Source organism: Microbulbifer sp. YPW16 (genome assembly GCF_021290385.1).
Taxonomy (GTDB): Bacteria; Pseudomonadota; Gammaproteobacteria; order Pseudomonadales; family Cellvibrionaceae; genus Microbulbifer; species Microbulbifer zhoushanensis.
Genome location: NZ_CP089928.1, coordinates 3,022,876 through 3,045,020 on the forward strand (window position 1 = coordinate 3,022,876; position 22,145 = coordinate 3,045,020).

The 22,145-nt window shown below is 63.5% G+C and carries 22 protein-coding genes; 8 read left to right on the forward strand and 14 right to left on the reverse strand.

The annotated features are described in order from the left end of the window. Window positions 1-74: 74 nt before the first annotated feature. From fis to LVE68_RS13065, 8 genes are all read right to left on the reverse strand, one after another. Window positions 75-386 carry a DNA-binding transcriptional regulator Fis gene (gene fis, locus LVE68_RS13030; protein ID WP_232940836.1) on the reverse strand — a complete coding sequence of 104 codons (312 nt, stop codon included), beginning with the start codon at window positions 384-386 and terminating at the stop codon, window positions 75-77. Continuing rightward, window positions 383-1,321 (reverse strand): tRNA dihydrouridine synthase DusB, encoded by a 939-nt coding sequence (dusB, locus tag LVE68_RS13035; protein ID WP_233006719.1) that lies wholly within the window; start codon window positions 1,319-1,321, stop codon window positions 383-385. Before dusB ends, fis begins: the two co-directional genes overlap by 4 nt. A 232-nt stretch (window positions 1,322-1,553) precedes the next feature. Continuing rightward, window positions 1,554-2,690, reverse strand: coding sequence for a DUF3426 domain-containing protein (locus LVE68_RS13040; protein WP_232940837.1), 1,137 nt, complete (start codon window positions 2,688-2,690; stop codon window positions 1,554-1,556). A 194-nt stretch (window positions 2,691-2,884) separates the two neighbouring features. Next, window positions 2,885-3,766, reverse strand: a complete 882-nt coding sequence (gene prmA, locus LVE68_RS13045; RefSeq protein ID WP_232940838.1) for a 50S ribosomal protein L11 methyltransferase — start codon at window positions 3,764-3,766, stop codon at window positions 2,885-2,887. Window positions 3,767-3,889: 123 nt separating this feature from the next. After that, on the reverse strand, window positions 3,890-5,230 hold the full coding sequence (gene accC / locus LVE68_RS13050; protein WP_232940839.1) for an acetyl-CoA carboxylase biotin carboxylase subunit: 1,341 nt from the start codon (window positions 5,228-5,230) through the stop codon (window positions 3,890-3,892). A gap of 15 nt (window positions 5,231-5,245) precedes the next feature. Then, entirely contained in the window at window positions 5,246-5,716 is a 471-nt protein-coding gene (gene accB, locus LVE68_RS13055) for an acetyl-CoA carboxylase biotin carboxyl carrier protein (protein ID WP_232940840.1), read from the reverse strand. Between the two features lie 42 nt (window positions 5,717-5,758). After that, window positions 5,759-6,193: a type II 3-dehydroquinate dehydratase gene (aroQ, locus tag LVE68_RS13060; protein ID WP_232940841.1), complete on the reverse strand. Its 435-nt coding sequence runs from the start codon at window positions 6,191-6,193 to the stop codon at window positions 5,759-5,761. A gap of 257 nt (window positions 6,194-6,450) precedes the next feature. Then, the gene (locus LVE68_RS13065) at window positions 6,451-8,244 is read right to left on the reverse strand and encodes a protein-disulfide reductase DsbD family protein (RefSeq protein WP_233006720.1); all 1,794 of its coding nucleotides are present in this window, start codon (window positions 8,242-8,244) and stop codon (window positions 6,451-6,453) included. Window positions 8,245-8,385: 141 nt separating this feature from the next. Here LVE68_RS13065 and LVE68_RS13070 point away from each other — a divergent pair, with 141 nt between their 5' ends. The 4 genes from LVE68_RS13070 to LVE68_RS13085 all read left to right on the forward strand — a co-directional run bounded on the left by LVE68_RS13070 (window position 8,386) and on the right by LVE68_RS13085 (window position 12,041). After that, window positions 8,386-9,123 (forward strand): N-acetylglucosaminyltransferase, encoded by a 738-nt coding sequence (locus LVE68_RS13070; protein WP_232940842.1) that lies wholly within the window; start codon window positions 8,386-8,388, stop codon window positions 9,121-9,123. Beyond that, window positions 9,123-9,566, forward strand: a complete 444-nt coding sequence (locus LVE68_RS13075; protein WP_232940843.1) for a copper chaperone PCu(A)C — start codon at window positions 9,123-9,125, stop codon at window positions 9,564-9,566. Before LVE68_RS13070 ends, LVE68_RS13075 begins: the two co-directional genes overlap by 1 nt. Window positions 9,567-9,622: 56 nt before the next feature. Beyond that, window positions 9,623-10,192, forward strand: a complete 570-nt coding sequence (locus tag LVE68_RS13080; protein WP_232940844.1) for a YajG family lipoprotein — start codon at window positions 9,623-9,625, stop codon at window positions 10,190-10,192. A 103-nt stretch (window positions 10,193-10,295) separates the two neighbouring features. After that, window positions 10,296-12,041, forward strand: a complete 1,746-nt coding sequence (locus LVE68_RS13085) for an EAL domain-containing protein (RefSeq protein WP_232940845.1) — start codon at window positions 10,296-10,298, stop codon at window positions 12,039-12,041. 20 nt (window positions 12,042-12,061) lie between these two features. Here LVE68_RS13085 and LVE68_RS13090 read toward each other — a convergent pair whose 3' ends face one another. Then, on the reverse strand, window positions 12,062-13,090 hold the full coding sequence (locus LVE68_RS13090) for an adenosine kinase (protein ID WP_232940846.1): 1,029 nt from the start codon (window positions 13,088-13,090) through the stop codon (window positions 12,062-12,064). A gap of 219 nt (window positions 13,091-13,309) precedes the next feature. Between LVE68_RS13090 and mrcB the strand changes: the two genes are divergently transcribed. Further along, the gene (gene mrcB, locus LVE68_RS13095; RefSeq protein WP_232940847.1) at window positions 13,310-15,964 is read left to right on the forward strand and encodes a penicillin-binding protein 1B; all 2,655 of its coding nucleotides are present in this window, start codon (window positions 13,310-13,312) and stop codon (window positions 15,962-15,964) included. A gap of 21 nt (window positions 15,965-15,985) precedes the next feature. Here the strand turns inward: mrcB and LVE68_RS13100 are convergent, their stop codons facing one another. Beyond that, window positions 15,986-16,339, reverse strand: coding sequence for a winged helix-turn-helix transcriptional regulator (locus LVE68_RS13100; protein ID WP_232940848.1), 354 nt, complete (start codon window positions 16,337-16,339; stop codon window positions 15,986-15,988). 181 nt (window positions 16,340-16,520) lie between these two features. Here LVE68_RS13100 and LVE68_RS13105 point away from each other — a divergent pair, with 181 nt between their 5' ends. Beyond that, window positions 16,521-17,138 (forward strand): NAD(P)H-dependent oxidoreductase, encoded by a 618-nt coding sequence (locus tag LVE68_RS13105; RefSeq protein WP_232940849.1) that lies wholly within the window; start codon window positions 16,521-16,523, stop codon window positions 17,136-17,138. 40 nt (window positions 17,139-17,178) lie between these two features. Then, window positions 17,179-17,715 (forward strand): redoxin domain-containing protein, encoded by a 537-nt coding sequence (locus LVE68_RS13110; RefSeq protein ID WP_232940850.1) that lies wholly within the window; start codon window positions 17,179-17,181, stop codon window positions 17,713-17,715. Between the two features lie 93 nt (window positions 17,716-17,808). Here LVE68_RS13110 and hemB read toward each other — a convergent pair whose 3' ends face one another. Then, window positions 17,809-18,819 (reverse strand): porphobilinogen synthase, encoded by a 1,011-nt coding sequence (gene hemB / locus LVE68_RS13115; protein ID WP_232940851.1) that lies wholly within the window; start codon window positions 18,817-18,819, stop codon window positions 17,809-17,811. A gap of 132 nt (window positions 18,820-18,951) precedes the next feature. Here hemB and LVE68_RS13120 point away from each other — a divergent pair, with 132 nt between their 5' ends. Further along, window positions 18,952-19,338 (forward strand): MAPEG family protein, encoded by a 387-nt coding sequence (locus LVE68_RS13120; RefSeq protein WP_232940852.1) that lies wholly within the window; start codon window positions 18,952-18,954, stop codon window positions 19,336-19,338. A 29-nt stretch (window positions 19,339-19,367) separates the two neighbouring features. Here the strand turns inward: LVE68_RS13120 and hemL are convergent, their stop codons facing one another. The 3 genes from hemL to hemJ form a co-directional block, all read right to left on the reverse strand. Beyond that, the gene (gene hemL / locus LVE68_RS13125) at window positions 19,368-20,657 is read right to left on the reverse strand and encodes a glutamate-1-semialdehyde 2,1-aminomutase (RefSeq protein WP_232940853.1); all 1,290 of its coding nucleotides are present in this window, start codon (window positions 20,655-20,657) and stop codon (window positions 19,368-19,370) included. 153 nt (window positions 20,658-20,810) lie between these two features. Further along, complete coding sequence (thiD, locus tag LVE68_RS13130; protein WP_232940854.1) at window positions 20,811-21,599, reverse strand: bifunctional hydroxymethylpyrimidine kinase/phosphomethylpyrimidine kinase; 789 nt, start codon at window positions 21,597-21,599, stop codon at window positions 20,811-20,813. Between the two features lie 92 nt (window positions 21,600-21,691). Continuing rightward, window positions 21,692-22,114 (reverse strand): protoporphyrinogen oxidase HemJ, encoded by a 423-nt coding sequence (gene hemJ, locus LVE68_RS13135; protein WP_232940855.1) that lies wholly within the window; start codon window positions 22,112-22,114, stop codon window positions 21,692-21,694. Between the last annotated feature and the right edge of the window lie 31 nt (window positions 22,115-22,145).

Here is a 22,145-nt window from a genome sequence, read left to right on the forward strand (position 1 = left end):
TTACAGTAAATAAGTGAGGGGGGATGAGTGTCCCCATCCCCCCTCGCGATAAACAGTGCGCTGGGCGCCCGGGCTCAGAGGAGTCCGTAGCGCTTCAGTTTCTTGCGCAGGGTGCCGCGGTTCAGTCCCAGCAGCTGTGCCGCGCGGGTCTGGTTGTGGCGGGTGTATTTCATCACCACTTCCAGCATAGGCGCTTCGATCTCGGACAGGACCATGTCGTAGACATCGGTGACCATCTGGCCGTCCAGGTGGCGGAAGTAGTTCTCCATCGCATGCTCGACAGCGTCGCGCAGTGACTGCTGCTGCGGCTGTTGGAGTTGCGTCTGGCCCCCGGTGGCTACTTCTTCTTCGTTGCCCGTATCCGGAATGATTGCTTCGTTGTTCATGCCGCTTGTGCCCCTCTCGTTATTCGGCGTTCAAACCACTCTTGAACGCTGGCATGTTGTGCTTCTGCGCTGTCTAGTTGGAAAAAGGTCTTGCGAAAGGACTCGCTGTCCGCGAGTGTCTTCAGGTACCAACCCACATGCTTGCGGGCGATACGGACCCCCATCACTTCACCGTAAAAACGGTGCAATTCACCCAAGTGGGCGAGCAAAATATCCCTGACTTCTTCCGGTGAGGGTTCGGGTAGCCGCTCGCCAGTGGCGAGGTAGTGGGCTATCTCCCGAAATATCCATGGCCGTCCCTGCGCTGCTCGGCCAATCATCACTGCAGCGGCTCCGGTATAGTCGAGCACCTCGCGGGCGCGCTCGGCACCGGTTACGTCCCCATTGGCGAAAACCGGGATCTTCACCCTGGATACAATTTCGGCAATGGTATCGAATTCAGCGTGCCCGTGGTAGCCACAGGCACGGGTGCGGCCGTGCACCGCCAGGGCTGAGATGCCCAGCTCCTCTGCCATTCTGGCCACGGTGACACCGTTGCGGGACTCTGTGCACCAGCCTGTGCGAATCTTCAGCGTCACCGGTACCGGTACCGCCTCAACCACTGCCCGGAGAATGTCCCCGACCAGTTTTTCGTCCCGGAGCAGGGCGGAGCCCGCCGCTTTTTTGCAAACTTTCTTTGCCGGACAGCCCATGTTGATATCGATGATCTGGGCGCCCCGGCGCACATTCTCCTGTGCCGCCTCGGCCATCATCTCCGGGTCGCCGCCAGCGATCTGCACCGAGATCGGCTCTTCCTCGCCGGTGTGGTCGAGGCGCAGGCGCGACTTGCGGCTGTTCCACAGGCGCGTGTCCGAAGTGACCATCTCGGATACCACCAGGCCCGCCCCCATGCGCCGGCACAGCTGGCGGAACGGACGGTCTGTAACGCCGGCCATTGGCGCCAGAATTACCGGGTTGCCGATAATGTAGGGCCCTATGGCGATGTTGCTCGACAAGGTCTGCTCCGCGGAGTGGGCGTCAAAAGAGCCGCCTATGATAGCGGCTGACCCGGGATTGGAAAAGCGAAAAACCGTGCAAATTGGTTGCGAGCTGTGCGTTTAGGTTGATGATTGCGCAATTTTCGCCGTTTTAAGCGCCAATTCCGCCACTTTATTATTGTCTGTATAGTCAGTTGGCAGTCAGCAGCTCGTAATTGATTGCCTCACGGCCCGGATCCTCGATCTCTATGGCGATATGCACCGGGCTGCCGGATGGCATTTCCCTGCGCCCGGCCAGTTCGCCCTGCAGGTATTCGCGCGGGGCGAAGCGCCGGCTGGCCACTGGCTGGTTCTTCAGGTTGCTGAACCGCAGCAGCAGGTCCGGGAATGGCTGGTCGAAGTCGGCGGTATTCAGCAGTACCGCGTCCACTACCAGGGCCCCGGCGATCTCCGGGTGGCTGCGGACCACCAGGTTGGAGGTGCGGATTGCCTGCAGGTCCCTGAGTTCGGGCAGCTGGCATCCCAGGGCCGGGCAGGCCCAGGTGTAGACGGTACGCCAGGGCTGCTGCCGGGCCAGGCTGTCAAAGCGATAAATGCCCAGCTGTAGCACCAGCGCCAGGGACAAAAGAACAGCCAGCAGTCCCCACAGCCACCCGGGGACACGGCGCTGCTGCTGTGGGGCCCAGCTCACTTCCAGTGGTGCCGGCTCGATCGAGGAAAGCAGGCGTTCGCGCTCGGGACGGTCATCGCCCGGGACAAGCCTGTCGCTGTGATCGTCTGCCTCGGCAGGGTCGGTGGGAGGTTCTCGATAGCCTGCCCATGGATCGCCGGCGGCATCGAGCTCGCTCGGGCTTGATCCGGGGGATGCTTCCCACGGTGAAGAGTCCGGTTCCTCCTCATCCTCTTCCCGGAGCACGGCTTCCGTCTCCGGCTCTTCCGCCTCCTCGCCGGGGGCAGCGCCTGCATCCAGGTCGCGCCACTGGGTTTCGCCAAAAGCGTCGCCAATCAGGGGCTGGTCTTCATCCGCGCTGCTTTCATCATTCCCCGGGGAGTCGGTCGCGGCGCTGGCAGGCACGGTGGGCGGGGCCGCACTCTCCTCATCGTCCAGCAGTATGTCGTCGTGGATCAGGAAGTCGTCGTCTTCCAGCAGGGCCTCCAGTTCCTTCTGCGAGTCCACCTCGCTGTCGGCGAAGAGGATATTCTCATCGGCACGAAAGACCTGCAGGCAGGAGCCACAGCGCACCGCACCACGGGCGGCGCGCAGCTGCTGTTCGCTGACATGAAAAGAGGTGCTGCAGTGGGGGCAGCGGGTAACCAGTTGCGACATTCGACTTTGGCAGAATTTATTCGGTGGACAAGTTTAGGCGCCCACGGAGTCGCGGGGCAAGACCATGTAAGGGCGAGTAAGCGGCAGACGGTAAGTAACTGCTCGCCTGGCCTGCTCCCGCCAACACCGTTGGCCGCGACGGGGGTCATTCTTTCGCAAGGCAGCATGGCTGCCGATATTAGCGTGGTCAGGCCCTAGGTACGACGGGTGCCGCTCAGGCGCACCCATTCCTCCCGCTGGCCATCTTCCTCGAAATCGACCCACTGGCTGTAGGCCTGGCGCACCTGCTCCGCCTGGCTGGCGAGGATGCCCGAGAGGCACAGGCGCCCGCCCGGGCGGGTCAGTGCCACCAGCTGCGGGGCCAGCTCAACCAGTGGGCCCGCAAGGATATTGGCCAGCACCAGGTCAACCGGCTCCTGCGGCAGCTTTTCCGGCATGTACACCGGGAAGCGCTCCGGGGCTAGGCCATTGCGGACCGCATTGTCGGCACTGGCGCGCAGTGCCTGTGGATCGATATCGGTGCCCAGGGCGCGCTTTGCGCCCAGCAGCAGTGCTGCGATTCCGAGGATGCCGGAACCGCAGCCGAAATCTATTACTGTCTTGCCCTCCACCGGTTCGCGGGCGAGCCACTGCAGGCAGAGAAAGGTGGTGGGATGGGTGCCGGTACCGAAGGCCAGTCCGGGATCCAGCATCAGGTTCACCGCCCCGGGATCCGGTGGTTCGCACCAGCTGGGACAGATCCACAGGTTGTCGTCGCACTGGATCGGGGTGTAGTGGGCCATCCACTCCCTTTCCCAGTCCTTGTCTTCCAGCTGTTCCCAGCGCGCATTAGGCAATGGCTGCCCCAGGGCGGAAGCCGCCATGGCCTCGACGCGGGCGGTATCCACCTCGGCATCGAAGAGGCCGGTCACCCGGGTATTGTCCCACAGCGGTATCTCTCCCAGCCCCGGTTCAAGGATCGGCTGGTCGGCATTGTCCTGCAGGGTGACGGAGACAGCGCCCGCGGCGAGCAGTGCATCCTCTATGGGTTCCGCCTGTTCGCGGTGGGTATCTATGCGGAGCTGGAGCCAGGGCATGTTCGGGACTCGGGTAGTGATTGGTGGTCGTGCGCTCGGGTGGCGCTAGTGTAGGGGGGAACAGGGCGATCGCCCAGGGGGCCGGCACACGGGGCCGTGCGGCCCCGTGTGCCGGTAGGTCGGTCAGAGACCGAGCTTTTTCTCGAGATAGTGGATGTTGACCCCGCCCTCGGCAAAGGCGCTGTCGCGTACCAGCTCCTCCTGCAGTGGGATATTGGTCTTGATGCCGTCAACGATCAGCTCGGAGAGGGCCACGCGCATGCGTGCCAGCGCCTCCTCGCGATTCTCGGCGTGGGTGATCACCTTGGCAATCATCGAGTCGTAGTTGGCCGGTACCGTGTAACCCGAGTACAGGTGTGAGTCCACCCGCACGCCCAGCCCGCCGGGGGTGTGGAAGTTGTTGACCTTGCCGGGGCAGGGGAAGAAGGTCTTCGGGTCCTCGGCATTGATGCGGCATTCGAAAGAATGACCGCGGATCACCACGTCTTCCTGGCGGATGGAAAGCTTCTCACCGGCGCACACACGGATCTGCTCCTTGATCAGGTCGAAGCCGGTAACCATCTCGCTGACCGGGTGCTCTACCTGGATGCGGGTATTCATCTCGATAAAGTAGAAGCGCTCGTCCTCGTACAGGAATTCGAAAGTGCCGGCACCGCGATAACCGATATCGATGCAGGCCTGGACGCAGGATTCCTGCACGTCGCGGCGGACATCGTCGGGGATGCCGGGGGCCGGCGCTTCCTCGAGCACCTTCTGGTGGCGGCGTTGCAGCGAGCAGTCGCGGTCCCCCAGGTGGATGGCATTGCCCTGTCCGTCGGACATCACCTGGATTTCCACGTGGCGCGGGTTCTGCAGGAACTTCTCCATATAGACGGTGCTGTCGCCAAAGGCGGCACCGGCCTCGGACTTGGTCACGGAGATGGCATTGAGCAGGGCCGCCTCGGTATGCACCACGCGCATGCCGCGACCACCGCCGCCGGCGGCGGCCTTGATGATTACCGGGTAACCGATTTCCCGGGCGATCTCGATGCAGCGGTCGCCGTTTTCAGGCAGTGACCCGTTGGAGCCCGGCACAGTGGGTACGCCGGCCTTTTTCATGGCGGCGATCGCGGACACCTTGTCGCCCATCAGCCGGATCACGTCCGCGTCCGGGCCGATAAAGGTAAAGCCGCTCTTCTGGACCTGTTCGGCGAAATCGGCATTTTCGGCGAGGAAGCCGTAGCCGGGGTGTACCGCCACGGAATCGGTGATCTCCATCGCCGAGATGATCGCCGGAATATTCAGGTAACTTTGCGGGGACGGGTTGGGGCCGATGCACACGGCCTCGTCGGCGAGGCGCACATGCTTGAGGTCGCGGTCCACCTGCGAGTGCACGGCGACGGTGGAAATGCCCATCTCCTTGCACGCGCGCAGGATTCGCAGCGCGATCTCACCCCGGTTGGCAATCAGTACTTTATCAAACATGCTGGATTATCCCGGTCAGACGATGGTGACGAGCGGCTGGTCGAATTCCACCGGCTGGCCGTCCTCGACCAGGATGCTCTCGATGGTGCCGGCCTTGTCCGCCTCGATCTGGTTCATCATTTTCATGGCCTCGACGATGCACACCACATCGCCCGGCTTCACTTGCTGGCCCACTTTCACAAACGGTTCCGCGCCGGGGCTGGAAGCGGCATAAAAAGTGCCCACCATGGGGGACTTGATCGCATGGCCGGTCAGGGCCGGGACGGATTCCTCCGGCTCGGAGGCCGGGGCAGCGGGCGCTTGCGCTGGGGCGGCTGCCGGGGCCGCGGGGGCCACCTGGGCCGGCATCTGCGCCATCATCGGTTGTGGGGCGTTGCTGACCCCACGGCTGATGCGCACCGATTCCTCACCTTCCTTGATTTCCAGCTCGCCGATATCCGATTCCTCGAGCAGTTCAATCAGTTTTTTAATTTTGCGGATATCCATAGTTCTCACTCGCAGTCTTGGGTGATGACAGTATTGGGTTGGTTAAAGTTCGTTTAGCGCCGCCTGCAGCGCCAGGGTGTAACTCGCCGGGCCGAAGCCGCAGATCACGCCCCGGGCCAGGTCGGAAAAATAGGAATGGCGACGGAACTCCTCCCGCGCGTGCACATTCGACAGGTGCACCTCGATAAACGGGATAGCCACGGCCGCCAGCGCATCGCGCAGGGCCACGCTGGTATGGGTAAAGGCGGCGGGGTTGATCACGATGCAATCAATGCCCTCGCGGCCAGCGGCGTGCACTCGCTCGATCAGTTCCGCTTCGCTGTTGCTCTGCAGGGATTCCAGCTGGTGGCCGGCCGCTGCGCACTGCTGGCGCGCTGCGCGGTCGATCTCCGCCAGCGTGGTCGCACCATAGACCGCCGGTTCACGCGTGCCCAGCAGGTTGAGGTTCGGTCCATGCAGCAGAAGGAGGCGTGCCATAGCTTGTCCTGAAGAAAAAGCGCGAAACGGTCACAAAAAATTAGCGAAAATTGGCTAACTTGCCGGGAACGGTCACGTTTGCGCCCCGGATGGCCATAATCGGGGCGAGTGTGCCCCAAAAATGACCCCCTGTCCATGACCTGGAGCACGGATTATTGACGTTAGGCGCAGTTCGGCGAATTTTGCCGCTAAATTAGCTAACTAGTCGATGTGCAGTGGCTTGATCGCCAGATTGGTTGGCTATAAAGACCGGCCGGTCACAGGCTGGCGGAAGCGGGCGTGCGGGCCGCTCTATCCAGGGCCTCCAGCAGTCCGTCGCGGCTGAGGACCTGTGGCAGGATGCGGGGCTCGCCGCCACCAGCGGGGTAGAGCAGGTACAGCGGAACGCTGGTGCGGCCGTGGCGCGCCAGCAACTCGCTGATCTGTGGGTCCTGGTTGGTCCAGTCGCCCTTGAGCGCCACGACGCCCAGTTTCTCGATGGCGGTGCTGACTTCGTCGCTCGACAGCACCACTTTTTCATTGGCCAGGCAGGTGATGCACCAGGCTGCCGTCATATTGGCCAGTACCGGGCGGCCCTCGGCGCGGGCGCGATCCAGGCGTTCTGGTGAGTACGATTCCCAGTACCCCGAATTGGTGGCCACCTGCGTCACGGTTTCCAGCCGTGGCAGCAGGGCCACAGCGATGGCGATGGCCGCGATGGCCGTACCGCCCTTGAACCAATGCCACTGGGGGCGCGGCCACAGCCACAGGGCGAAGGCAATTGCCACCGCCCCGGCGAGCACCAGCGCCACGCCGTCGCTGCCACTCTGGCGGCCCAGCACCCACAGCAGCCAGACTGCGGTGAGGTACATGGGGAAGGCGAGCAGTTGCTTGAAGCGATCCATCCAGGGCCCCGGCCGCGGCAGCCGTTCCACCAGCCCCGGTGCATAGGTCAGCGCCAGGAAGGGGGCGGCCATCCCGGCCCCCAGGGCCGCAAATACCGACAGGGCAACCGGGGCGGGCTGGGTGACTGCAAACCCCAGGGCGGAGCCCATCAATGGCGCGGTACAGGGGCTGGCCACGAGCGTGGCCAGGGCGCCGGTGGTGACCGAGCCGCGCAGGCCCGGGCTGTTACTGACGCCATGGCCGATACCCATCAGGCGACTGCCGAACTCGGTGACCCCGGAGAGGCTCAGCCCCATGGCGAAAAACAGGTAGACCAGTACCGCCACCAGTACCGGCGACTGCAGCTGGAAGCCCCAGCCGATCGCCTCACCGCCGGCGCGCAGGGCCAGCATCAGGCCGGCGATGGCGACAAAGCTCGCCACTACACCGGCGCTGTAGGCCCAGCCGTGGGCGTGGCGCTGCGCCGGCACGCGTGCTGTCTCACTGATCGCCAGCAGCTTGATGGATAGCACCGGGAACACGCAGGGCATCAGGTTGAGAATCAGCCCGCCGATAAATGCCCCCAGCAGGGCCAGCGGCAGCGAGAGGCTTGAGCCCCCGGCGCCAGGGTCCGCGCCACCGGGGGGAGTGGATGCGGGGGGAGTCGTCCCGCCACTGGCCGGTGTGGCGGTACCGTTGCCGTAGTCCAGGTCAAAGACCCGTGTTTCCGGCGGATAGCAGAGGCCGGCATCGGCGCAGCCCTGGTAGTGGACCTCCACCCTGGTGGTGCCTTCGGCCTGCGGCAGTGGGATTTCCAGTTGCAGCCGGTAGACCTCGGTCTCTTTCTCGAAATAGTCGTCCCAGATTACCTCGCCCTCGGGCAGGTTGAGGGGCAGCTCGGTGCGCTGGTCGCCGTCGATCTGGTAGAGGGCGAGTTTGTCGCGATAGAGGTAGTAGCCCTCGGCAATCTGGAAGATGGTGCTGGCGCCGCTGTCGCTGAACAGGAAGTCCTGCTGGTAGGCTTCGTCCACCTTCAGGAAGGCCTCATCCTGTGCGGCCCCGCCCAGGGGAGTGCCAAATGGGGACTGTGATGCCTGCGCAACCGCGTGCATCGCGCCGAGTACCAGGGTGGCCAGGACCAGCAAAAGGGGGAATTTTTTTCGTAAACCGTTGGTCATCACAGTCATCACAGTTCAAATTCTTTAAAGTCAGCATTAATCTGACTGTCCGGACCGTCACGGGTTCATTGCGAAACCGGCGGCGGAAGCAGTATAACGGTGACTGCGGTGCAAAAAAACGGTACAAAAAAACAACATCTGGAGTTGGGCTTGTCGAATCACTCGGGATTCCGTGCAGTAGCGGGCGCAATGGTGCTGGCCTGCTGGCTTACGGGGTGCGTTACTTCAACACCGGTCCCCGCCCCGCGGGCGGTGCCCCTGCCTGAGCCAGCGAAGCCGGCCGGCCCGACGCCGGAGGAAATTCGCCAGCGCAACGTGGAGTTCTTCCTGGCCCGCGCCGAGGCCGCCCAGCGGCAGGGCTTCCTGACCCGGCCACCCGGTGCCAGTGCCTTTGACTATTACCTGCGGGTGCGCCAGCTGGATCCGGACAATCGCCGCGCGGCCAGTGGTATCCAGACGATTGTGATCGAGTTTGTCGAGCGCGCGCGGGATGCCCTGCGCCGTCGCTCCTTTGGTGAGGTCAATGCATACCTGAACCGTGCCGACGAGCTGGCTCCTGATAACCCGCTGGTCGGCGAAGTCCGCGCGCAGCTGGCGCGGGAGCGGAGCCGCGCCAGTGCGGGGCTGCCCGAGGGGGAGTCGGTCAAGTTGTCACCCGGCGCCCTGTCGGCGAAGTCCCCGGAGATGGTGGCGACGTTAAAGGACCTGGCCCAGCGTATCCGGCGGGAGAATCAGCGTATTATCATCATTGCGCGCCAGGATGCCGAGGGACGCTGGATCTACCAGAAGCTGCGCGAGGCGGTACCCGGTTACCGCGTGCGCGGGGATATCAAGGTCGGTGGGACGCCACAGGTGATCCTGACCGGCTCCATGGGGGGAGCTGAATAGTGAAGCAATGGCTTCTTTGTTGCCTGGCAATGGCGGCGCTCAGTGGCAGCCCGCTGGCGGCCGCGGCACTGGATATCGACGGTTATGCCCGCGAGACACTGCCGGGTGCCACCATGTCGGCAGCATACCTGACGCTGCGCAATGGCGGGGATACCGCCCGCACCCTGGAACGGGTAGAGTTACCGGGGGTCGAGGGCGCCCGGGCGCAAATACACAGTACCGTCAGGGATAACGGAGTGAGCCGTATGCGTCCCCTGACGGCGCTGCCGGTTCCTGCGACCAGTTCAGTGGCGATGGCGCCGGGGGGGATTCACCTGATGCTCAGCGGGGCCGAACTCAGGGCAGGCGGGCAGGTCCAATTGCGACTGCATTTCGCCGACGGTGAAGTGCAACTTATCAGTGTGCCGGTGCGCGGTGCCGCCGGCCAGGCGCACCACCACTGACTATAGGAATTTAGCGCCCGCGCACGCGGGTGGATAAAGACAAACTGGAGGTATCAATGAAAAAAATTGTGATCAGTCTGCTGGCAGTCCTGATGGTGGCCTGTGCCCACAGCCCGGTGGAAATCCAGGTGCGGCCGCAAGTCGATGTTGCTCCCGAGGCTTTCGGTACTGGCTTCTCGGTCAGTGTCCAGGGCGCCAACAAGCTGCCCGGCGGCGGACTGGGTTCCCTGGGGGGCATTTACGCCGATCAGTCTCAGGTTCGGCTGGGCAACAATGTCGAGGACGCCCTGGCTGAGACCCTGAAAGAAGGGTTCCGGAACTGGTCGTTTGAACCGGTATTCAGCGGCGCCGACGTCCAGGTAGTGGCCAGCCTGACCAGCCTGAAGTACGACAGCCCCAACGGGCTGGTGACGAGTAAGGTGGATTCCTCCGCGGAGGTGCAGTTGGCGGTGACCATCGGGGGTTCCACTTACTATGGCAATTACCGCTCCAGCGGCAAGGATCGCAACCTGATCAAGCCGGCCAAAGAGGAAGTGGAAGGGCGTATCAATGGCCTGCTGAGCGCCACGCTGCAGCGGGCGTTCGAAGACGAAAAACTCAAGAGCTTCCTGCGAGCGAATCTCTGACGGGAGCTGGTGAAGCGGCACTGCTGTGCCGTTCGCCGCGCCCCGTTGGGGTGCCCAGCTCGCGCGAGGCAGGGACAGCCGAAAACACTGTGAGCCCGCAACCTTGACCAAATTCGATCCGAAATCCGTGTCAGAACTCGGCCCGCTGGCGCAGGCCGGGCACACCCAGGCCGCGGCCGGCCGGATCAGCGCAGCTGCCGCTGAACTGGCGCTGGGCGCCGTGGCTGACGGGGTTCTGGTCGCCGACGCGACCGGGCGGATCACCTACTGCAACCCCCTGGTGGCGGAGCTCACCGGCGGAGTGGTGGCATTGTTGCCGGGGGAGTCGCTCAACGAGAGGCTATCCCTGTGGAACGAGAGTGGTGAGCAGTTGCCACCGCTGTTGCCTGACGGCGCCGAAGCTGCCTCCCATGAACTGACGGCCTACCTGCAGTGCCCCACCGGCGACAATGACCCGGCCCCACTCAGCCTGGGTGTGAACGTGGTGCGCGACGGATCCACGCTTGAAGGCTTTGTCATTATCCTGCGCGATACCACTGCCGCGCGACGTCTCTCCTCTCGCCTGAGCTGGCAGAATACCCATGATGCCCTGACGCACCTGCCCAACCGGCAACTGTTTGAATCGGAACTGCAGCAGAGCCTGTCCGCCTGCGAGGACCGCCGCCACCACCATGTACTGCTCTACCTGGATGTTTACCAGTTCAAGGTGGTGAACGACACCCTGGGCTACCGCGCCGGAGACCAGTTACTGGTGCAGCTGGCGGAGTTGCTGGCGGCCTGCCTCGCGCAGGAGGACCTGTTCGCCCGGGTCGGTAGTGACGAGTTCGCCATCCTGTTGCGCGATTGCTCGATCGAAGAGGCTCGTCGCGTGGTACTGCGCCTGCGGGAGACGGTCAAAGGGTTCTCATTCCAGTGGGAGGGCAGCGACAGCCGGGTGGCCCTGTCCATCGGTGCGGTAGCAGTCGATCACCACGCCAGTTCCGTCAGCCAGCTGCTCGCCTCCGCCAATGATGCCTGCAGCGCGGCCCGGGACCAGGGCCGCAACCGGGTAAAGCTGTTCAGCGATTCACGCAAGGTGCTGGAAAAGCGCCGCCAAACGATCTGGGTGGCTGAAATCCATGCGGCCCTGCGGGAGGACCGGCTACTGCTGCACCGCCAGCCGGTGGTCAGCCTGGGCGGGGAGCGGGGTGTCCACCATTACGAGGTGCTGGTGCGCATGCGCGGACGGGACGGGGACCTGATTCCGCCGGGGATGTTCCTGCCGGCCGCAGAGCGTTACGGCCTGATCGAGGAAGTCGATCGCTGGGTGATTCGCCGGGTGTTCCAGCATATGGCCGCCGAGTCCGGCGGCGACGAGGAAAGCTATGCAATCAACATCTCCGGCCTGAGCCTGGGGGATGAGGCCTTCGTGGACTTCGTGCTGGCGGAGCTGGCGGACGCAGGGGTGGCGCCGTCGCGGGTACAGTTCGAGATTACCGAGACCAGTGCCATCAACAACCTGCAGCGGGCCCTGATCTTTATCCACAGGTTACGCGCCGCGGGCTGCAGTTTTGCGCTGGACGACTTTGGCCAGGGCGCTTCGTCCCTGGCTTACCTGCGGCAGCTGCCGGTGGATTACCTGAAAATCGATGGCAGCTTCGTGCGCAACATGCTCGACGACGAGATCGACAGCGCCATGGTGAGCACCATCGACCACCTGGCCAAGCAGATGGGCATCAGCACCATCGCCGAGTATGTGGAAACGCCGGAATTGATGGAGAGATTGCGGCAGATGGGTGTCGATTACGCCCAGGGATTCGGTATTGCGGCAGCGGCCGAGTTTCCCGACCGGGAAGCCGGCAGCAGCTGATCCCGCTGCCGGGTATACACTCAGCGGGCGGGTCCGCTGTTGCCCTCCGCCAGTTCCGGCTCCTGCTGCAGGTCGCCGTATTGCCCGGCCCGCAAGCGCGGTCCGTACTGGCTCACCACCCGGGCGGCGGCGCGACAGGCCAGTTTGCCCGCCTCGGCAAAGCCCATACCGCGGTTCAGGCCATAGATAAACGCCCCGGCAAAGGTATCGCCGGCGCCATTGGTGTCGATCGCGTGCACTTTGGGGGCCGCCACCTGGTGCTGGCGCTCGCCGTCCCACACCAGTGCGCCATCGCCGCCCAGGGTGATGGCAAAGCTGCGACAGTGCCGGGCCAGTGCCGCCGCGGCCGCCTCGACTGAATTCGTGCCGGTATATCCCAGCGCCTCATCCCGGTTGCAGAACAGCAGGTCGACACCGTTGCCGATCATTTCCCCCAACCCGTCGCGGAACAGCTGGACCATCGCGGGGTCCGAAAGGCTCAGGGCGGTTTTTACGCCGGCCGTCTCGGCCTCCTCGCGCAGGGTAATGGCCGCCTGGCGACCGGTGTCGGAGGAAACCAGGTAGCCCTCTATGTAGGCCCAGCGGGAGGCCCGCAGGGCTTCCCGGTCCAGCTCGGCCACAGACAGCTCACCGCTGATCCCGAGGAAAGTATTCATGCTGCGCTCGGCGTCCGGTGTCACCAGCACCAGGCACTTGCCGGTAATGCCAGCGTCGGCCTGCTCCAGTGCCGCAGGGTAAGAGACGCCGGCCCGGGACAGGTCGGCCCGGTAGAAGTCGCCATTGTCATCACCGGCTACCTTGCAGGAGTAGAAAGTGCGCAACCCCAGGTAACTGGCGGTGATGATGGTGTTGGCCCCGGAACCCCCGCAAGCGCGCTTGGCCGTCACCAGGTGGTCCTGCAGGTCGCTGACCAGCTGGGCCTGGCGCGATTCATCCACCAGGGTCATGACGCCCTTGTCGACACCCAGTGACTGGAGGTCGCCGTCGGTAACCTCGATTTCGGTGTCCAGGAGGGCGGCGCCAATGCCGTAGAGATCGTACTGGTGCATAGGGGTCCTTGTTCGGGGATGGATTGGGGCTGGTTCAGGGGGCATTATGGCCGCCGGCAGGTCAAGTGCAAGTCGGCCGGGTTTGACATGTCCGTTGCAGGGCTTATAAATGCCCGGCCCGGGGCGTGTGCTGCGGTCCGGGGAAGCATGAGGTAATTTGGGAACGGCGCGGACGTCCCCCTATCTATAGTTTACGTATTGGGTTGGTACTGCATCGCTATGGCTGCAACTAAGCGCAAACGCGCGAAATCTTCAAAACAGGCAAGACTGCACCGCTGGCTGGTGCGGCTGGGACTGCTGGCGCTGGTGGGCGCCCTGGCCCTGGCGGGCTATATGGTCTACCTGGATATGCAGCTGCGTGAACGGCTGGACAGCCGCCAGTACCAGTTGCCGGCCCGGGTATTCGCCCGCCCGCTGGTCCTGCGGGAGGGGATGCCCCTGCGTCCGGATGAACTGATGGCTGAGTTCGATGCCCTCAGCTACCGGGAGAAGAAACCGCTGACCGAGCCGGGCCAGTGGCACCGCGAGGGCATGGAGTTCCGTATCTGGCGGCGGGATTTCGCCCATGCAGACGGCCGAGAGCCTGCCGCCCAGGTAACCTTCCGCCTGCGGAACGACGAGCTCAGTAACCTGCGCGACGAAAATGGCCAGAAAATCGGTAAATTCCGCCTGGATGCGGCGCCCATTGGCACCCTCCTGGGTGGGGGGGACGACCGCAACCCGGTGCGCTTCGCCGATATTCCACCATTGCTGGCCAACACCCTGATCGCCGTGGAAGACCAGGATTTCCTGCACCACTTCGGTGTTTCACCCCGGGGCATCGCACGCGCCATGATTGCCAATATCAAGGCCGGCAGTGTGGTGCAGGGTGGATCCACGATTACCCAGCAGCTGGTCAAGAACATCTTCTTCGACCACAAGCCGAGCCTGCAGCGCAAGATCAATGAAGCGTTGATGGCCATCCTGATGGAGCTCCACTACGACAAGCCCTATATCCTGCAGGAGTACATCAACGAGGTGTGGCTTGGCCAGCAGGGCAGCCGCGCCATTTATGGCTTCGGGCTGGCGGCCGAATTCTATTTCCAGAAACCGCTGGATACCCTCGAGCCGCACGAGATGGCCCTGCTGGTGGGGCTGGCCAAGGGGGCGTCCTACTACAATCCCTGGCGCCATCCGGAGCGGGCGCTCGAGCGCCGCAACACTGTCCTCGATGTAATGATGGAGCAGGGCCTGATCTCCGAGGAGGCCCACAAGGACTATCGATCCCGCCCGCTGGATGTGGCCAGCGCCGGTGCCGCGGCGCAGAATCCCTACCCGGCGTTTACCGAACGGTTACTGGAGGAATTGCGCCCCTACTACTCCTATGAGGAGCTGCGTACTGCCGGGCTGCGGGTTTATACCTCGCTGTCGCCCTGGATCCAGAAGCTGGCCGAGGACGCGGTCAGTGCCCGCGCCGAGCAGATCGAGAAGGACCGCGGTATCCAGGAGGACTCCCTGCAGGCGGCCACGGTATTGCTGGATAACAACAGCGGTAATGTACTGGCGATGGTGGGCGATCGCCGCCCCCACTACCCGGGTTTCAACCGGGCCCTGGAGGCGCGTCGCCAGGTGGGGTCGCTGATCAAGCCGGCGGTGTACCTGACGGCGCTGGAGCGGCCGCACCAGTACAACCTGGCCACACCGATCGAGGACGCCCCCATCCGCGTGGAGGGTGACAACGGCGATGTCTGGATGCCGGCGAACTTCGGCAACAAAAGCCATGGCCCGACGCCCCTGTACCTGGCCCTGGCCAAGTCGTACAACCAGGCGACTGCCCGGCTGGGGCTGGACCTGGGACTGGAGAACGTGCGCCAGACCATCCGCCGGCTGGGGGTGCAGGCGGACCTGCCACGGGTTCCCGCCCTGCTGTTGGGGGCCGTGGAAATGACCCCGTTCGAGGTGGCAGGCATGTACCAGACCATCGCCAATGGCGGCGAGCATGTGGAGCCGCGCACCCTGCTGGCGGTGGCGAACGCGGACGGCGAGCAGGTACAGCGCTTCCGCCGGCGCAGCAACCGCGGCGTGGACGAGGTGCCGGCCTACCTGCTGCGCTATGCCATGGAGCAGACGATGAAAGAGGGTACCGGTAAAAGCGCCATGCGGCGCCTGCCGGGCAGTGTGGCGTTTGCCGGCAAGACCGGCACCACCAACGACTACCGCGACAGCTGGTTTGCCGGCTTCTCCCCGGACGTGACCGCTGTGGTCTGGCTGGGCCGCGACGACAACGAGCGCACCAGCCTGACCGGTGCCACCGGCGCGCTGACGATCTGGACCGAGGTCATGCGCAAGCTGCCACACCGCCACGGCCGGGTGGAGCCGCCGCGGGGCGTGGAATTCAAACCGGTGAACGCGCGCGGCCAGTATATGAATCCGGAGTACTGCCGGGGCGGCATGGAAATGCCGTTCTCCTACGAGACCCGCCTCGAGCCGGCACCGGAATGTCGCGGGCGCGATCGTTTCCGCTGGTTCCGCGACTTCTTCGGTGATGACCGGGACGACAATCGCCGCGACGATGCCGCCCCGCGGGAGGATATGACCCCGGGCTGGGGGGTGGACCCGGATGAAGACGATCGCCAGCGTGAGCGCGAGCGCCAGTTGCAGGAGCAGCTGCGCATGGATGATGAACCCCTGCAGTTGCCGCGCGGTGAGGAAGAACGGTTGCGGCGTCAGGAGGACCTCTGGCAGCAGGAGGAGCGCCGTGCCGAAGAGGAGCGCCAGCAGCTCCAGCGGCGCCTGGAAGAGGAAGAGCGTCGCCGGGAAGAGCTGCAGCGCCGTGGCGACGTGCCGGTGGAAGAGGCAGAGCCCTGGCCCGGCGATGAGGACCAGTGGCCCTGACGGCACCCCGTTAAAGGGGGCTCAGATATCGTGGGCTTCGGCCCACTCCTTTAATTGATCCAGCACCGACAGTGATGAGCGACCGAATTCGGTGATCGTATAGGCCACCGCAATGGGACGTGTGCTCAGCACCTCGCGACTGACCAGTCCCTGTTGCTCCATTTCTTTCAGTCGCTGGTCCACCATTTTCTTGCTGGCGCCTCCCAGCTGGCGCGCCAGTTCATTGAAGCGCACCGGGCCATCCTGCAGGTGCCACAGAATCGAGCCTTTCCATTTGCCGCCGATGATGCGCATGCCCCTCTCAATCGGGCAGGGCTCCAGGCAGGTATCACTGTTTCCGGCATTTGCCGGAGATCTTTGCTTGGTTTCACTCATTGGTCACATTTCCTCTCGGGCCTGGCCGCTGGACTCCCGCTAGCTGGCGACTGCTTGTGCGTGCTTGCGCGGTTGAGCTCTGATGTCCGCAAGGTTACAAAAAGTATACTGGTTGACAGTAGTAACCTAAGGTAACAGTATTCCGCGGACTTATCCATCCACAGTATTTGCGGAGCCGCGAGTGAATCTCTTTATCATCAATACCCACCAGTACTACCCGTTCTCTGAAGGCAAGCTGAGTGCTGCCATGGTTGCGATCGCCAGGGAAGAGGCAGAGGCCGCCGGCCATGCGGTCAAGGTCACCACCATGCAGGATGCCTATGACGTGGAGGCGGAGCTGGAAAAGCATGAGTGGGCGGACGTTATCCTGTTGCAGGTCCCGGTCAACTGGATGGGGGTGCCCTGGTCATTCAAGAAATACATGGATGAGGTTTATACCGCGGGTATGTCCGGGCGACTTTGCGACGGCGATGGCCGTCACCGGGACCAGCCGGAAAGGCAGTATGGCACTGGCGGTGTGCTGGGCGACAAGCGCTATATGCTCTCACTGACGTTCAACGCACCGGCGGAGGCATTCGGTGACGGCAACCAATTCCTGTTCAAGGGGCGGGATGTCGACGACCTGTTCATGCCCACCCACATGAATTTTCGCTTTTTCAACATGTCCCCGCTGGAGACATTTGTCTGCTATGACGTGATGAAAAACCCGGAGACAGAAAGCGACAAGCTGCGCTTTCGTGAGCACCTGCGCAAACAGCTCAACCTGGGGAGCGCCACCCGGGAGAGCGGTGCAGCCTGACTGATTGAACGGAATTGAATAGCAAGTCGAGGAATTCCCCATGAGCCGACAAAGCAGGCCGGCAGCCGGAGAGCCCTTCCCGGAAGTGCTGGTAACCACGCTGGATGGCAAGGCCGTCCAGTTAGGCCATGCATGTGAGGAGGCCGACTGGACCATGGTGGTTGTCTACCGCGGGCAGCACTGCCCGCTATGCACCCGCTACCTGAACCAGTTGGAGAATTACTGGGACAGGCTCTGTGCCAACAAGGTTGGGCTGATGGCGGTGTCAGCGGACTCACGCGAGCAGCTGCAAGCGCATATGGAAAAGCTGGAAGTTTCTTTCCCTGTAGCTTACGGGCTTACGGTTGAGCAGATGCAAGCGCTCGGCGTCTATATTTCAGTACCCCGTTCTGCCGCGGAAACGGACCATAACTTTGCCGAACCGGGTATTTTTGTGGTTAATCAGGACGGTAACCTGCACGTGGTGGATATTTCCAATAATCCATTCGCACGGCCGGATATAGAACAATTGGTTTCCGGGCTCGAGTGGATCAGGGACCCGAAGAATGATTACCCGGTCCGGGGGACCTTCCGTTAAATGATCCCGTCCTCCCAGCCGCCAGTCCCGGCGGCTGGGATCAGGGTCGGAATGCATTGCAGCTGCCCTGGTGGCCAACTGGCCGCAACGGGGTTATCGATTGAGTAACTTTGCCGCTTCCTCGGCAAAGTAGGTCAGGATACCGTCTGCCCCGGCGCGCTTGAATGCCAGCAGTGACTCCAGAATCACCGCTTCCCGGGCCAGCCAGCCATTGTCAAAAGCGGCGCAGTGCATGGCGTACTCCCCGCTCACCTGGTAGGCGAATGTGGGCACTCGCAGCTCTTCCTTCACCCGGCTAACCACATCCAGGTAGGGCATGCCCGGTTTCACCATGATCATGTCGGCGCCCTCGCGAATATCCAGTGCGCACTCGTGCAGGGCCTCGTTGCCATTGGCCGGATCCATCTGGTAGCTGGCCTTGCTGCCCCCCTTCAGGTTGCCGGCCGATCCCACGGCATCCCGGAAGGGGCCATAGTAAGCCGAAGCGTACTTTGCTGCGTATGACATGATGAGCGTGTTGACCCGCCCATCGTGCTCCAGGGCAGCCCGGATGGCGCCGATACGGCCATCCATCATGTCGGACGGGGCCACCACGTCTGCGCCGGCCTCGGCATGGGACAGTGCCTGCTCGACCAGTACCTCGACAGTATCGTCGTTGACGATATAGCCGCTGTTGTCCATCAGGCCATCCTGGCCGTGGCTGGTAAAGGGATCCAGGGCCACATCGGTGATCACGCCAAGTTCGGGGGCACTGTTTTTTAGCTCCCGCACGGCGCGCTGGGCCAGGCCATCCGGGTCGTAGGCCGCGCGCGCGTCGTCTGATTTTGCCGAGGGATCGACCACCGGAAACAGGGCCACCGCGGGGATGCCCAGGTCGACCAGGGTTTTCGCCCGGGCCGCGAGCAGGTCTACGCTGAGGCGCTCAACACCGGGCATGGAGGCAACCTGCTGGGTTTCGCCGTGCCCCTCGATGACAAACAGGGGCAGGATCAGGTCGTCGCAGGAGAGTTGCCGCTCGCGCACCAGTCGCCGGGCAAAATCCTGTGCGCGCAGGCGGCGCATGCGGGTGTTGGGGAAGGGGCCGCGCTCAAGGCTGATACTCATGGGGCTGGACCTTGTGAGGAAACGAATTGAATAGAATTGAGAAAATGTATCCCGGCCTGCCGGGCTGGACAGTCCCGCTGCGACTCGCACCGGGTTGTCCGGGCGGCAATGATAACAAAAGGAGAACAATCGATGTCCGTTGCCCTGTGGTGCCTGCTGGCAACCTCAATTATGCCCTACGTGTTCACCGTAATCGCCAAGGTCAGCGGGCGGGGACGCTACGATAACCGTGCCCCGCGCCAGTACCTGGAGGCCCAGGAGGGGTTGTCCCAGCGGGCGGACTGGGCACAGCGCAACAGTTTTGAGGCGCTGCCGGTATTTGCCGCGGCGGTACTGGCGGCGATGGTGGCGGGTGTTGCTGAATCCTGGCTGGCGGGCCTGTCGCTGGCGTTTATCGGCATCCGCGTAATTTATGGCGCCTGCTACCTGTGCGACTGGCACGGGGCCCGCTCCCTGGTGTGGTTCGCGGGCCTCGCCTGTTGTATCGGCCTGCTGGTGCTGGCAGCCCTGGCGGCCTGACGGGGGATTCCGCCAGGCCGGGGCTGTTGTCAGCTACCGGCGATGGATGCCAGCACACGGCGGGCGGCCGCCACTGTCTGCTCGATGTCTTCCTCGCTGTGGGCGGCGGACATGAAGCCGGCCTCGTAGGACGCCGGGGCAAGGTAAACTCCCTCGTCCAGCATGCCATGGAAGAACCGGTTGAATTGCTCGTTGTTGCACGCCATGACCTGTTGGTAATTGGTTACCTGTGGCTCCTCGGTAAAGAAGAAACCGAACATACTGCCGGCACGGTTGGCGGTCATGGGAATGCCCACCTCTTTCGCAGCCTCAAGCACGCCGTTGACCAGCTTCTCGGTCCGGTCGTTGAGTTGCTGGTAGAGCCCGGGCGCCTGCACCAGGCGCAGGGTCTCCAGGCCCGCCACCATGCCTACCGGGTTGCCGGACAGTGTGCCGGCCTGGTAGATCGGCCCCAGCGGCGCGATCTTCTCCATGATCTCCCGCTTGCCGCCGAACGCGCCCACCGGCATGCCGCCGCCGATCACCTTGCCCAGGGTGGTGATATCCGCCTCGATGCCAAAGTGGCCCTGGGCGCCGGTGAGGCTCACCCGGAAGCCGGTCATCACCTCGTCCAGGATCAGCAGTGCGCCGTGCTGGTCACAAACCTCCCGCAGCGTCTCGAGGAAGCCCGGAACCGGGGGGACGCAGTTCATGTTGCCGGCCACCGGCTCGACGATGATGCAGGCAATCTCGTCGCCAATCTCGGCAAAGCACTGCCTGACCGACTCCGGGTCGTTATAGTTCAGGGTGATGGTGTGGTCGGCCAGTGACGCCGGCACACCGGGAGAGGAGGGCACGCCCATGGTCAGGGCGCCGGAACCGGCCTTCACCAGCAGGGAATCGGAATGGCCGTGGTAGCAGCCCTCGAATTTGACGATTTTGTCGCGGCCGGTATAGCCGCGCGCCAGCCGGATGGCGCTCATGGTGGCTTCGGTACCGGAATTTACAAAACGCACCAGATCCATGTTGGGCCATAGCCGGCACAGTTCTTCGGCCAGTTCGGTTTCCAGCTCGGTGGGCGCCCCGAAACTGAGGCCGGACTGTGCCTGTTCCACCACCGCCTCGATCACCTCGGGCTGCGCGTGCCCCAGCACCATGGGGCCCCACGACTGCACGTAATCGATATAGCGCTTGCCGTCGGCGTCAAACAGGTAGGCACCCTCGGCGCGCTCGATAAACAGCGGCGTGCCCCCGACCGCGCGGAAGGCGCGCACCGGCGAATTGACCCCGCCGGGAATGACTTTCTGGGCTTCGGCAAAAAGTTGCTCGGATTTACTCATAGCGATCTGCGGCCTTGCTGATTGGCTGGAAATTTGGCGGGTATTATCCGGATGGCCGACGGCGGGAGCAAATGCGCGGCGCACTGGCGACAGCCACTGCACAGGGCTTGCCATGGGGAGCATGCCGGCGGGCAAAAGCTTTATGTGGTTGCTTCAGCGCTTGGTCCAGAACAGGCGGTTCGGGACCGGCCGGCCCATCCCCAGCCGGCGGCTGTCGGCGATCGCGCTCCAGGTGAACTGCTGGCTGCGACTCACTGCCTCGATCACTGTGAGGCCGTGCGCAATATGGCAGGCGATGGCGGTGGCGAGGGTACCGCAGGTGCCGTAAGCGGCGGGCGGGAGGCGCCGCCAGAGGAACTGTCGCATCAGGCCGCGTTCGTCGTAAAGCCGGTTTTCCAGCTGCTGGTCGGCGGCCGGGACCCCGGTGAGCAGCAGGTAGCGGCAGCCGCTTTCCAGTAGCTCCTGTGCCTGGGCATCGAGTACGTCAGCCTCCAGGGCCATGGCACGGGCCTCGCGGCGGTTGGGGCAGACCATGGTGGCAAACGGTAACAGCAGGGAGGTCATCGCTTCCCACAGCGGGGGAGCCAGCAGGCTCTCCTTGTCGGCCAGGGTGGCGTCCGGGTCGATCACGATGGGAATGTGGGGGTAGTCGGCAAGCACGCTGTGGAGTGCGCGTACGTTTTCCACTGAGCCGAGGTAACCGACCTTGATCGCGGCCACCGGCAGGTCTTCCAGCACCGCCCGGGCCTGCTCCACCAGCAGCGTGTCCTCCACCGGCGCCACGCCCTGGAGTTCGCCGGTGTCACAGACACTGATAGCGGACACCACGGAAGTGCAGTGGCATCCCAGGCTCACCGCGGTCTCGGTGTCCGCGGTGATGCCGGCACTGCCACTGGGGTCGTGGTGGGTGACGGTAAGAATGATGGGTTGGCGTGTATCCATTTCCTGTCGGGGCGATATCCGGGGTATTGGGCGCGACCAGAGATGCCCTAATTCTAGTTGTTATATGGCGGTGGGCCGGAATGATCCGGTGCCTAAAACGGCCGCACCACCGCAAGAATCACGATCGCCACCAGTGCCAGCACTGGTACTTCGTTGAAAATGCGGAAATAACGCCCGGATTTGGTGACGGTACCGGCGGCGAACTGCTTCACATAGGCGCCGCACATATGGTGATAGCCGATCAGCAATACCACCAGCAGCAGCTTGGCGTGCAGCCAGCCGGCGCTCTTGTAGTAGTCGAGGTTGAAGGTGATCAGCCAGCCGCCCAGCAGGATGGTGGCAAGCATCGACGGCAGTCCGATGCCGCGGTACAGGCGCCGCTCCATGATGCAGAAACGGTCGCGGCTGGTGGCGTCGGTGGCATCCCGGTGGTAGACGAACAGCCGCGGCAGGTAGAACAGTACGGCGAACCAGCAGACCATGGCCACAATATGGAAGGCTTTGACCCAGAGCATTGCGTATTCCTTGTTGTTTTCGTCCTCGCGA